This is a genomic window from Ruegeria sp. HKCCD7181 (assembly GCF_057221055.1).
In genome coordinates this window covers 13,966-26,977 of sequence record NZ_JBWVBC010000016.1, presented here as the reverse complement: position 1 = coordinate 26,977, position 13,012 = coordinate 13,966, and the positions used below count along the sequence as shown (strand labels likewise).

Below are 13,012 nucleotides of genomic sequence, written 5' to 3'. Positions count from 1 at the left end.
TTCCTCCTGGCGCCTCAAGCGCCGCGTTTGACGTAGAAGGCGGCCGCGATAACGATCACGATGCCTTTGATGATGATCTGAAACTGAACCGGCATTCCGAACAGCAGAACTGCGTTGAACACGACGATCAGGATTGCGGCGCCAACCAGGCCACCCAGAATGCTGCCGCGTCCGCCAGACAGGGCAATGCCTCCCATGACGGCTGCCACGATGGAGTCCAGCTCGAACCCGCGGCCAACCCAGTTGTCCACGATGCCGACGAACCCTGACAGGACCAGTCCGGCAATGGCAGCAAGGCCACCCGAAATAACATAGCAGATGATGGTGACCCGATCCGCGTTGATTCCGACCAGTTGCGCGACCTTGGGGTTGCCGCCGGTGATATAGACCTGCCGACCAAAGGCCGCCTTATGTAGCACGACCGAGAAGATGACGGCGAGGATCGCCAGAATGACCACGTTGTACGGCAGCCCATAGAAGGTCTCGGCACCAATGATCCGGAAGAAATGCGGTACATTCCCGGATGGTGCGCCTTGCGTGTAGGCAAAACGTAACCCTTGCAAAACGATCATGGTCGCAAGCGTGGCAAGAAACGGGGATACGTCGCGCTTGGTAACCAACAGGCCATTGATCAAGCCGGTGCACAGCCCGATACCCAATGCGATCAGGATAATGGGTATGACATCCCCGGGCTGGCCGTTGAAGGCCGTGGCAACAACGGCTGCTGTCGCCATGATAGAGGCCACTGACAGGTCCAGACCGCGCACAAGGATCACAAAAGCCTGACCAATCACGACGATACCAAGCGGCGCCGCTTGCAAAAGCATGTTCGAGATGTTGTTGCCCGACAGAAAGGCCGGAGACACGATGCCCGACACTACGATCAGGGCGACAAGCGCCAGATGTATACCATAGCGGGCACCAAGCTCCTTTATTGCCTTGGATTTCTGGTTTGCGGTCGACATTTCAGCGTTCACGGCTTGTTGCATCACACAGCCCTCTTTTTCTCGACATAAACGGACACGGCCAGAATGATGATCAGACCTTGGATGATAAGCTGATAGTGCGTGGAAATATCCATGAAATTCAGCAGGTTATTCAAAAGCGAGATCAGATAGACCCCGAACAGAGTCCCGATGACACCACCGCGACCTCCGGTCAGGAGGGTGCCTCCGACCACCACCGGAGTGATCGACGCAAGCGTGTAGTTTTGCCCGGTGTAGACATTGCCTACCCCGAACCGACCAACAAGGTAGATCGCAGTCAGTGCGCAACAGAAGCCGGAAAACGCATAGACAAAGACAAGCACGCGCTTGCGTGGAAGACCCATCAGGCGGGCACCGGCCTCATCGTCGCCAACGGCATAGATAAACCGGCCAAACGGTACATACCGAAGGAACAGAGCCACCAGAATGAACAGGACAATCGTGAAAACCGCACCTACCGGAAGCCCGGCAACCCGTCCGTAGGCGACAAAGTCAAATTCTAAGGGAACCGAACCTGCCGGTCCCAGAGTATACAGCAGCGTAACCCCTTGCAGCAGTGCACCCATGCCGAGGGTGACGATCAGCGGATGTACCTTCAGCCAGATAACAGTCAGGCCGTTCAGGCTTCCGATAGCTGCGCCCAATACCATGATGCCCAGACACACCGGAAGCACTCGCGTCGCTTCGCCGTCAATCGTGCCGGACAGGAGCACGCTCAGCAGGCTGATCATCGAGCCAACCGACAGATCGATCCCTGCTGTCAGCACCGCCATTGTCTGCCCAAGGCTGACCAATGCCAGCCCGGTTGACTGTTCAAACACGTTCAACAGGTTCGATGCAGAGCTGAATCTGCCGGAAATGAATGCGCCAAACAGGAACAACAGAACCAAAAGGCCAATGACAACCAGCAATCCGGACTGCCGTTTGGTGAAAAAGTTGTAAGAGCGATAAGCAAGTTCCGTCATGTTTCGTCCTCCCTCACGCTGCTTCCTGCTGGGTTGCCAGCTGCATGATTGCTTCCTCTGAGAGCGCGTCTTTCGACAACTCACCGGTGACGACGCCTTCGCGCATCACAACGACCCGGTCCGACATTCCGACAACTTCGGGCAGCTCGGATGAGATCATCAGGATCGCGATCCCCTTGGCCGCCAGTTCCCGCATAATCCGGTAGATTTCGGTTTTCGCACCGACATCAACGCCCCGAGTGGGCTCATCCAGAATCAGAACTTTGGAGCATGTACGCGCCCAACGCGCGACGATGACCTTTTGCTGGTTGCCGCCTGACATGGTTGCAACCGGGTTGCGTGGTCCGCGGCAGGCAATCTGATATTCCCCAATTTCCTGCTCCGCGATCTTGAACTCTTTGGCGAAGTTGATGAGACCGGATTGTGTGACCGAGCCCAAATCCGAGGCCGTCACATTTGCAGCAACATCCAGTTGCATCGCCAACCCCTGCCCCTTGCGGTCTTCAGTAACGAGACCGATACCCTTTTTAATCGCCAGAGCGGGTTTCATTTGAGAGTAGGTCTCGCCGTCGATCTCAACGGTCCCGGACTTGAGAGGCAGGCCACCGAAGATGCCCATCGCCAACTCCGTACGCCCGGCACCGACCATTCCAGCCAAGGCGGTGATCTCGCCAGCTCTCAGTTCGATGTTGGCATTATGGACCCGCCCATTCACCGAAATGTTCTGAGCACGCAGAACAACGTCACCGGCAGGTGCATCGTATTCCTTGATAGGGAACAGTTCGGACATATCACGGCCAACCATCAAGGCGATCAATTGGTCCCGGTCAATCTCGCCGATATCCTTACCGGCCACGTACTGACCGTCTTTCAGAACCGTGACCCTGTCGCAGATCTCAAAGATCTCTTCCAATCGGTGCGAAATATAGATGATGGCCACGCCATCCGCTTTTAAAGCCTCGAGACGTTTGAACAGCAACTCAACCTCGTGGCCCGAGATCACGGCAGTTGGTTCGTCCAGGATAAGCAGTTTAACCTTGTGAACCATTGCTTTGGCAATTTCGACCATCTGTTGGTCAGCGACGGTCAGTTCGGACACAAGCTGGTCGGGGTCGATGTCAACGCCGAGGCGCTGCAAAAGCTCACGCGCGTCCCGGCGTGTTTGCGCATAATCAATCAGACCCAGTCCATTTCGACGTTCATTTCCCAAAAAGATGTTCTCGGCGACCGAGAGATGCGGGAACAGGACAAATTCTTGGTAGATGACATGAATGCCCGCCTCTTTGGCATCGCCCGGCGCTGTCCAGTGAATGATTTCGCCGTCAAACTCGATCTGACCTTCATCGGGCTGGTAAACGCCGGCAATCGTTTTGGTTAGCGTCGACTTGCCGGCTCCGTTTTCACCGAGCAGTCCGTGGATCTCACCGGCGCGGACATCAAGATCGACCTGATCCAGAGCTTTTACGCCTGGGAATGATTTGGATATGGAAGTGAGTGTCAGCATGTCTGGCCTCAGCTGTGGGTTGGGCAGGGTCCTACAGGACCCCGCCCGGTTTGAGTGGTGACGGCTTACTTGGGATAGTCGACGGTGTAGGTCGTCGGATCGTAGTCCTGACCCATACCGCCGGTAACCAGCATGTCCGGAGCGCCGTTCGGCACGACAAGGTCGGTCAGGCGCAGGTTGGTCTGAATGGAAGGCGTATTGTGGCCTTCGGAAACTGCAATCTGAGCGTTGATTTCATAGATGCAAGGCACCGGTGCACCGGCCAGAACGTCCAGTGCGACGCCAACCGAAATTCCGCCCATCGCCGGAGGATAACCGACCTCAAGCATCGGTATGCCGTGTTCGATCGCCATTTGCAGCGGCCCGTTCACATCCGCCGTAGTATGCGGAGGAATATTCTCGGGTTCCCACCCGGCTTCGAGAAACGCCTCGACCGAGCCCGGCGTCTGCAGACCGTGGGCAGACCACACGGCATCAATGTCTTCACCGTATTTGGCTATCATGCCCTGCATGACCTGCTTGCCCTTCACTGGCGACCAGTCGGAATAAACAGTTTCCAGAATATTGATGCCGGGGTACTGCGCGAACACTTCACGCGCAGGTTTTTCGCGGTTTTCCGAAGGGCTGGATCCGGCCTGACCGGCCAGCATCACGACATTCCCTTCACCATCCAGCTTTTCCACGATCCACTGTGCAAAGAGCCGCCCCATCATCGCGTCTGAAGCGGTTACGAAGGTCACGAAATTGTCTGAGGCGATCCGGCGGTCCATCATGACCACAGGAATTCCGCGCTGCATTGCACGAGAAACGGCGGGGTCCAGGGCCTGTTGGGTATTTGCGGAAACAATCAGCAGATCCACACCGCGCGAAATCAGGTCCTGAATATCCGCGACCTGTTTTGCATCGTCATGACCGGCATCTGTGATGATCAGCTTTTCGATCTGGTCCCGATGCTCTGCAGCGGCGGTCATAACCGAATGCTGCATGACAACACGCCAGCTGTCCCCAAGCCCGGCGTTCGAGAACCCGATCGTGTAGGGTCCTTCCTTTTCGTATTGCGAGGTGTCGTTGAAACAGACCTCGACGTCCGGGTTGTACAGATATGTTCGCGGTGCGCCGGTATAGACGTCCGACGCTACTGCGGTTGCAGCGATTGAAGTCACAGCCATTGTGGCTGCAATTCTTAGGGTTTTCATTGGGTTCTCCTCCAACTTCAGACGTGCCGGACCGCAATTTTGAGATCCTCCCCCATTCCGCTTTGCCCCAACCTCGGTGGCTCTCAGAATCGGCACACGGGTGTATGAAAAAAGGTTACGATTTGGCAGGAAACAGATGGTCCCGAAGTTATCCGTTATGGATATTGCAGGTGATGTCGTCAGGCGGCGCGACACCTGTCATGGCGCCTTTCCAACCATTGTCAGTTACTAAAATATTAAAGCCGCATCGCGCCGGGGAGCAGGTGCGATGCGGCGTACCCGACATCGAAGGCCAAATGTTGCCTTCAGGCCGGGATCAAAGAATACATTAGGCGAGTATCGTCAACGGTGCTTCGACATAACGTTTGAAAGCTGCAAGAAGCTCTGCGCCAACTGCACCGTCCACCATTCGATGGTCGACGGACAGAGACACCGTCATCACGGTTGCAACCTCGACCCGTTCGCCGCGAACAACAGGGCGGCGCGTGCCTGCGCCAACAGCAAGGATCGTTCCCTGCGGAGGATTGATTACAGCATCAAACGAATCCACACCAAACATACCCAGATTGGATACCGAAGTTGTCCCGCCCTGGAACTCTTCCGGCGTTAGAGTGCGTGCCCGGGCCCGTGCGGCAAGGTCCTTCATTTCCGTCGAAATGGCTGAGATGCTTTTTCCCTGGGCGTCCCGAATGATCGGCGTGATCAACCCGCCGTCGATCGCGACCGCAACGGCGACGTCAACGGCCCGGTGACGCAACAGATTGCCGTCTGCCCAGGTCACATTGGCATCCGGTACTTCTGCCAGAGCCAGAGCAAGCGCCTTTATAACCAGATCGTTGACCGAAATCTTAAAGGACGGGGTTTCCTCTACTTTCGGTGCTGCCGCATTGAGTTGCGACCGCAGCGCCAACAACGCATCCAGTTCAACGTCCGCCCGCAAGTAGAAATGGGGAACAGTTTGCTTCGCCTCGGTCAAACGCCGCGCAATCGTTCGGCGCATAGAGTCCAGTTCGACAACATCGTAGCTGCCTTCAGGATACAGGCCCGAAACCTGCTCTGATTCAGACGTTTCTGGCTCCTTCGGAAGTGATGTTTCTTTAGATTGCTTCAACGCATTCTCGACATCCAGCCGAACGATCCGTCCTTTGGGACCTGTGCCAGAGACACCTGAAAGATCAACCCCACTGTCTGCGGCGATCCGTTTCGCCAGAGGTGACGCAAAAACCCGGCCATTTGATTGAACCGCCTCAGGTCCGATGTCTGGCTTTGGTTCCGAAGCGCTCTGCAAATTGTCAAATTCAGCCTGCGGTTTAGGTGTACTTTGATTTGGGAATTCTATACTTGCGGCGTCTTCACCGTCTTCGGTGATTAAGGCTATCAGCGTATTGACGGCCACGTTTTCAGCGCCCGCGGGCACCAGAATTTTCGCTACGGTCCCGGCATCCGCTGCTTCGAATTCCATCGTCGCCTTGTCGGTTTCGATTTCGGCCAGTATGTCACCCGGGCTTACGTACTCCCCTTCGGAGACAAGCCAGGAAACGATCGTGCCCTCTTCCATGGTGGGGGAAAGAGCCGGCATAGTGATTTCAATGGGCATGGTTTTACCTGTTCATTCGGAAGGGATTACCGGGATCCAAAGACGCCGGTCGGTGGTCAATTCATACCCTTTGCCATCGGGGAAACTCACAAGTTCCAGTTGCATCCCCCAAGGTGCAAGAAAGTAAACCCAGGTCTGCCCCGCTGATGGTCCTTGATGGCGCAACACTGGTTCGCCCAGTATTTCGACATCGTGGTCGCGCAACCAATTCAACGCCCCGTGGAAGTCATCAGTGTAAAAGGCCAGATGGTGTCCGCCGACGTCACTGTTTTTCGGTTGGGCCTTCCGTTGGTCCGGTGCCTCGTATTCAAAGATCTCAAAATTCGGGCCGTGCCCACATCGAAAGAAACGCAGTTTCTTCATCACTGTACGGGGGTGGACGTTCAACTGACGAGACATCCAATCGTCATCGAACTGAAACGGACCGAGGTCGTAAAATACCTCGCACCCCAACACGTCGACGAAAAAACGAGTCGCCTGTTCAAGATCGGGCACGGTGAAGCCCACATGCTCGACTCCGCGCAGCCCCGGCATCCTGTTTGGTTTGTCGCCAGCCATGTCAGACCCCGACCAAGGCCCCGCGGCCCGTATCGATCATCATCTGTTTCAGCCTGACTTCGACCTCGGGGGCCATCGCGAAGGCGGCCCTCTCCAGCACTTTTGATACGCTGGGAGAGCTCTCGCCGCCGTGCACCCGCTGAACAGGTTGATCGAGATGGTCAAAGAACCGGCGCTGCAATTCGTCAGTAAGCATAGCACCATAAGAAACGGTCAGCGGACTTTGCTCGACAACCACTACATTGTTGGTTTTGCGGATGCTTTCACCGATGGTCTCCCAATCGATGCCGGCACGGTCCAGAGAGCGCAAGTCGATGATCTCGGCATCCAGCCCAAGTGCCTCGGCCGCATTGCGGGATTCTTCAACCATTGCTGAATAAGTCAGGATGGTCATCGCACTGCCTTCCCGTACCACCTTGGCCTTTCCAAGCGGAATGAAATAGTCATAGTCCTCGACCGGCCCGGGCATCTTTTGCGTGTACAAACCCACATGTTCGATCATCAGAACAGGGTCGTCGCAGGCCAAAGCACTGTTCATCAACCCTACGTAGTCGAACGCGGTCGACGGCGCGACGATGCGCCAGCCCGGCCACTGCGCAAACAATCCAGCCGGATCCATAGAGTGCTGCGATCCGTATCCAGTTCCGATCGCGATCTTTGTACGGAACACGATTGGCATCGCGGTATCGCCGCCAAACATATGCCGCGCCTTGCCAATCTGGTTGAACAACTGATCCGCTGCGACCAGCGCAAAATCGGGATACATCAATTCGACAACCGGACGGTATTTGCCTGACATCGCTACGCCACCGGCCAACCCGCTGAATCCTGCCTCGGCTATGGGGGTTGGAATGATCCGGTCCGGATATTTTTCGGAAAGTCCCTTTGTGGCACCATTGGTCCCGCCCTTCAGGCGATGAATGTCCTCGCCCAGACAAAAGATGCGGTCATCTTCGGCCATGCGCCGGTTCATCACTTCGGCAACGGCATCCACATATCTGACAGGTGCCAACGTACCCGAGAATTCTTCTTGTTCTTCGAAGCGTTTGCCGTCCAGTTCACTCAAATCTCCGCGCAATCCTGCGTCGCGCATTGCGGTGTCTGGCCACAGCGCTTCGATGACAGTGCGTTTATTGCCTTCCTCAACCGTAAGCGCCGAGGCCGCCAATTGCATCGCGGACTTGGCACGCGTGGCCAACGTGGCATCGCCGTCATCGTCCAGCCATCCGCGTGTTTTCAAACCGTCCAGCATCACCAAAAGTGGATCGCGTTTGCGCCATGTGATTTCGTCTTCTTTGCTGCGGTACCCGAAGGCGCTGGCTGGAACGCCGCCGCCGTGATGGAAAAAGCGATAGAGCACGGCTTCGATAACCGTCGGCCCTTTGCCCGAACGCATGATATCCAAAGCGCGTTCGGTCGCGACGCGCACCGCGACCGGGTCCATGCCATCAACCCGGAAAGACGGGATGCCGAAAGCCAGGCCGCGAGATGAGACTCGCGTTTCGCGCGTTTCTTCTTCGACCGTGGTCGCCACGGCGAACCCATTGTTTTCAATGAAAAAGCAAACAGGCAAATCCCAAAGCGCCGCCAGATTCATTGCCTCAGGGACCGAACCGATATGTGCGCTGCCCTCGCCGAAATAGGAAAACACCGCTTCGTCAGTGCCGCTGCGTTTTTTGGTCCACGCGGCCCCGGTTGCAAATGGCACGCCACCGCCAACAATGGCGTTGGTGCCCAAGGCGCCCGCCTCTTCCCAGCGCAAATGCATCGAGCCACCACGGCCTTTGCAATAGCCCTGCGCCAGCCCCATGATTTCGGCCAGGGATTTCTGCAGCAATTGCAGAACTTCGCCCGACAAATCGGTCGTCAGCGGATCGACGTGACCGGGATCAAGATATGCCAAAGCCTTAGCGACAAACTGGTGATGGCCTCGATGGGACCCGGTGACCTGATCTCCGGGTTTCAAGGGTGAGATCGATCCAATCGCGCCTCCCTCTTGCCCGATCGAGCTGTGTGCCGGGCCATGGATCAACCCCTGTGCATCCATTTCCAGCACCATCTCTTCGAACGCGCGCACGAGATGCAAATGGTTGTGCATTTTGATCGCTTCGGCTTTGCCAAGCTTGTCCCAGTCGGCTTCGGTGGCGGTGATATCCACCCAGTCGGCCATTGGCTTGATTTTCGTTGTTCTCGGCATTGTGCTCTACTCCGCAGGCAAAGGTCAGGCGTTCAGCCCGCCCATGCACAGGTATTTCGTCTCGACAAATTCCTCGATTCCGTAGTGGGCGCCTTCCCGTCCCACGCCGCTTTCCTTGATCCCGCCAAACGGCGCGACCTCGGTCGAGATGATGCCTTCGTTGATCCCGACCATGCCGTATTCAAGCGCCTCGGCAACGCGCCAGATCCGGCCGATATCACGGGAATAGAAATAGGCGGCCAGGCCAAATTCGGTGTCGTTGGCCAGCCTGATTGCCTCTTCTTCGCTGTCGAATGTGAATATCGGTGCCAGCGGCCCAAAAGTTTCTTCCCGCGCGACGGCCATATCCGTCGTGACACCGGTCAAGACTGTCGGCTGAAAGAAAGACCCACCCAACGTGTGGCGCCCGCCGCCTGCGGCGACCGAAGCCCCTTTCGAGCACGCATCGGCAATGTGTTCTTCGACTTTTTCGACCGCCGACAGATCAATTAATGGCCCTTGCTGAGCGCCATCGGAGAATCCGTCCCCAACAACCAGTTCGTTCACACGCGCCACCAGTCTTTCGACAAACGCGTCGTGTACGCCGCGCTGCACAAGTATTCGATTGGTGCAAACACAGGTCTGCCCCGTGTTTCGGTATTTCGACGCAATAGCGCCGTCCACAGCGGCGTCGATATCCGCGTCATCAAACACGATGAACGGCGCGTTGCCGCCCAGCTCCATCGAGACTTTCTTCACGGTATCGGCGCTTTGACGCAAGAGCACCTTTCCGATGCCGGTCGACCCTGTAAACGTCACCTTTTGGACAGTCGGATTGGCCGTCAGCTCGCCGCCGATCGCGCGTGCTGATCCTGTTACGACGTTCAGCACGCCATCCGGTACGCCAGCCTCTTGCGCAAGTGCTGCAATCGCCAAGGCAGAAAACGGTGTGGCGGAAGCGGGCTTGACGACACAGGTACAGCCTGCGGCCAATGCCGGCCCGACTTTGCGCGTGATCATGGCAATGGGAAAGTTCCATGGTGTGATGGCAGCAACAACCCCAACCGGTTGTTTCACAACAACAATACGCCGATCGCTCCAAGGACTTGGGATGACATCGCCATATATGCGCTTACCCTCTTCGGCGAACCATTCGATAAAACTGGCACCATAAGCCACTTCTCCCCGCGACTCGGCCAGCGGTTTGCCCTGCTCCGCTGTCATGATCGCTGCGAGATCTTCTGTATGCTCAATAATCAGTTGGTACCAGCGACGTAGGATCGCGGCGCGATCCTTGGCCGTGCGGCCCTTCCATTCTGCCAAAGCCGATTGAGCCGAAGCGACCGCCTCACGCGTTTCCTCGGCCCCGAAATTCGGCACCGCGCCGAGAACTGCACCGGTTGACGGGTTGTCTACGGAAACCACTCCACCGGCCCCGGCGGGTCGCCATCGGCCGCCGATCAGACAAGTGTGCTTCATGAGGTCCGGGTTCAGAGTCATGCCGCCGTCTCCGTGCCCTTGCGAAGTGTTACGCCTGCGCGTCGCGCGGCCAGTTCGACGTATTTGAAAAAGTCCGTTTCGCCGTCACCATCGGCGATCAGTTCGCTCCAACCTTCGCGGACCTGTGCGGCCAGCGGCATTGGAACGGCAGATTGACGGCTGGCCTCCAGTATCAGATCGAAATCTTTGGCCATTTGCGTGACTTCGAACGCGGGTGAGTAATCCCTCGCTTTCAACGCGTCCAGCTTGTAGCTAACCAATGGCGACGCAATGGCGCTTGCGCCTATCACATCCAGCATGGTTGCCCGATCGAGCCCGTTTTTCAGCCCAAGCGCCAAGGCTTCGCCCATCATGGCAGCAGTGAATCCCACCATCATGTTGATCGACAGCTTCAGAACCCGCGCCTGCTCGTGGCTTCCAACATAGAACTGGCGTGCACTCATCGCCTTCAGGACGTCGAGACAGTCGTCAAAGGCCCCCTTCGGTCCCGACGCCATAACGGCCAGAGTCCCGGCTTGCGCAAGAGCAACCGACCCGGAAACAGGGGCCCGAAGATATCGCACACCGTAGCCGTCCGCCGCGTCGGCAATGTCTTGCGATACGGACGGGGATACTGTGCTCATATCAACTAGAATGGCTCCCGAGCGCATCTCTTTCAGAGCGCCTTTGTCGCCCAAGAGAACTTGGCGCAAGGCGCAGTCGTCCGACAGCATGGTAAACAGGATATCCGACTGAGCGGCCAACACACTGGCCTTGGGTGCCAACGCCGCGCCCGCGTCGAGAACGGGTTTGCCCTTGTCAGGACTTCTGTTGAACACGGTCACATTGGCACCGGCCCGGCACAAGTTGATCGCCATCGGAGCGCCCATTTTACCGAGCCCGATCCAGCCTATTCGCGTTGTCATATTTGCCTCTCGGACCCTGGACCCAATCGCGGGTTCAGGGTTTCATCAGGAGTTAGTCTTCCCAGGTTTTGCCGAAACGCGGCTGCGTCGTGTTTTCGGCCTGCGGGAAAACGCGGTGATTGTTGAAATGAGATTCGCTGTGGCGAATACCCGGCAGCATGTCGTGCCCGGACCAATATTGGCGGCCACAAACCAAGAGCTCTTCGGCCGGGAATTTCGAGATGACTTCAACCCCGTCCTTGGTGACTACCATTTCCTCTTCGATACGGGCCGCATGGTGGCTGCCTTTGGCGGGCCAGAAAGTTTCCAGCGCGAAGACCATGCCTTCCTGAATAACCTCCGGATGGTCGATCGAGACCAGACGGCTGATAACCGGTCGCTCCCAGATTCCCAGCCCAAGCCCGTGGCCGTACTGCAATCCGAACGCGGCTTCTTCGTTGGGGAACCCGAACTCTTCGGCTTTTGGCCAGACCTTTGCGACTTCGCCGGTGGACACACCGGGTTTGATCATTGCGATCGCCTGATCGAGATAATCGCGGCATCGCTTATAGGCATCCTGCATTTCACGGCTTGCACTACCCACCGCGAAGGTCCGGTAGTAACAGGTTCGATATCCCATGTAGCTGTGCAGAATATCGAAGTAAGCCGGGTCACCCGGGCGTAGCGCCCGGTCCGAGAAGACATGCGGGTGTGGGCTGCATCGCTCGCCCGAAATCGCATTCACGCCTTCGACGTATTCTGATCCGTTGTTATAGAGGAAGTTCGACGCAATCCCGACCAGTTCGTTTTCGCGAACACCGGGGCGGATGGCGCGGTAAATTTCCTCGTAGGTGAAATCCACCATGGCCGAGGCGTGGGTCAGCAGGCTGATCTCATCCCGCGTCTTGATAACGCGTGCATCCTGCATAAGCCATTGGCAATCGACGACTTTCACGCCACGTTCCTGCAGCGCGAACATGATGGGGGGTTCAACAAGGTCGATCCCAAGCGGTTCGTTCTTCAAGCCATGTATTTCCAGCTCGCGAACAATCTTGTCAGCGGTTTCCTCAGCCCGACCCATGTTTGGCGTCATAGCGCCCCGCAACAAGGGGATACCCGCGCGGGACCGCTCTTCCCCGCCCATCCAGTCGCAATGCAACGCATGGTGCTTTGCAGCCGATCCGAAGTCCCACAGGATCGGTTCTCCGCCGCGCGGCAGCAGCGTCCAGCGGGACACCTTGTCCTGTGCCCAAGTGCCGATATGGGTGCCTGTGATGTAGCGCACATTGGTCATGTCAAAACACAACAAGGCACCCATGTCCGACTGCTCGAGTTTCTCTTTGACGCGGGCCAGGCGTTCAGTCCGCAACCGGTCAAAGTTGATGCGGTTTTCCCAATCCACGGCCATGGTGCCATAGGTCTCAATCGCCATTTCGCGCCTCTCTCTCACTATCTTTCATGATGGGGTCACAGGTCAGAAACCAAGACCCACTGTTGGGCGAATGACCCCCGGATTCTCAGGGATCGTTTTCTATGATTCCCAATATTGCAGAGGGGCTGTGGGCGATGTGCTGTGATGATATCCAATTTCGATATTCGGCAGGCCGTGACAGAAGAAGGTGCATCCAATTTTCTAAAAACGCTTG

The 13,012-nt window shown here is 56.9% G+C and carries 10 protein-coding genes; all 10 read right to left on the bottom strand.

The features are described 5' to 3' along the window. Positions 1–14 precede the first annotated feature (14 nt). Positions 15–989, bottom strand: coding sequence for an ABC transporter permease (locus AC2TCY_RS21560; RefSeq protein ID WP_480850637.1), 975 nt, complete (start codon positions 987–989; stop codon positions 15–17). After that, positions 989–1,951 (bottom strand): ABC transporter permease, encoded by a 963-nt coding sequence (locus tag AC2TCY_RS21555; RefSeq protein WP_480535095.1) that lies wholly within the window; start codon positions 1,949–1,951, stop codon positions 989–991. Before AC2TCY_RS21555 ends, AC2TCY_RS21560 begins: the two co-directional genes overlap by 1 nt. 13 nt (positions 1,952–1,964) lie before the next feature. Then, positions 1,965–3,455, bottom strand: coding sequence for a sugar ABC transporter ATP-binding protein (locus AC2TCY_RS21550; protein WP_480850636.1), 1,491 nt, complete (start codon positions 3,453–3,455; stop codon positions 1,965–1,967). Between the two features lie 65 nt (positions 3,456–3,520). Next, the gene (locus AC2TCY_RS21545; RefSeq protein WP_480850634.1) at positions 3,521–4,651 is read right to left on the bottom strand and encodes a substrate-binding domain-containing protein; all 1,131 of its coding nucleotides are present in this window, start codon (positions 4,649–4,651) and stop codon (positions 3,521–3,523) included. A 328-nt stretch (positions 4,652–4,979) separates the two neighbouring features. Continuing rightward, entirely contained in the window at positions 4,980–6,248 is a 1,269-nt protein-coding gene (locus tag AC2TCY_RS21540; protein ID WP_480850633.1) for a pyruvate dehydrogenase complex dihydrolipoamide acetyltransferase, read from the bottom strand. 12 nt (positions 6,249–6,260) lie between these two features. After that, positions 6,261–6,806 carry a VOC family protein gene (locus AC2TCY_RS21535; RefSeq protein WP_480850631.1) on the bottom strand — a complete coding sequence of 182 codons (546 nt, stop codon included), beginning with the start codon at positions 6,804–6,806 and terminating at the stop codon, positions 6,261–6,263. Between the two features lies 1 nt (position 6,807). Next, positions 6,808–9,003 carry an alpha-ketoacid dehydrogenase subunit alpha/beta gene (locus AC2TCY_RS21530; protein ID WP_480850630.1) on the bottom strand — a complete coding sequence of 732 codons (2,196 nt, stop codon included), beginning with the start codon at positions 9,001–9,003 and terminating at the stop codon, positions 6,808–6,810. A gap of 24 nt (positions 9,004–9,027) precedes the next feature. Then, a complete protein-coding gene (locus AC2TCY_RS21525; RefSeq protein ID WP_480850629.1) occupies positions 9,028–10,482 on the bottom strand; it encodes an NAD-dependent succinate-semialdehyde dehydrogenase in 1,455 nt (484 codons plus the stop codon). Continuing rightward, the gene (locus AC2TCY_RS21520; protein WP_480850628.1) at positions 10,479–11,387 is read right to left on the bottom strand and encodes an NAD(P)-dependent oxidoreductase; all 909 of its coding nucleotides are present in this window, start codon (positions 11,385–11,387) and stop codon (positions 10,479–10,481) included. The genes AC2TCY_RS21525 and AC2TCY_RS21520 overlap by 4 nt, the downstream gene beginning before the upstream one ends. A 52-nt stretch (positions 11,388–11,439) precedes the next feature. After that, positions 11,440–12,798 (bottom strand): M24 family metallopeptidase, encoded by a 1,359-nt coding sequence (locus AC2TCY_RS21515; RefSeq protein WP_480850627.1) that lies wholly within the window; start codon positions 12,796–12,798, stop codon positions 11,440–11,442. Positions 12,799–13,012 lie beyond the last annotated feature (214 nt).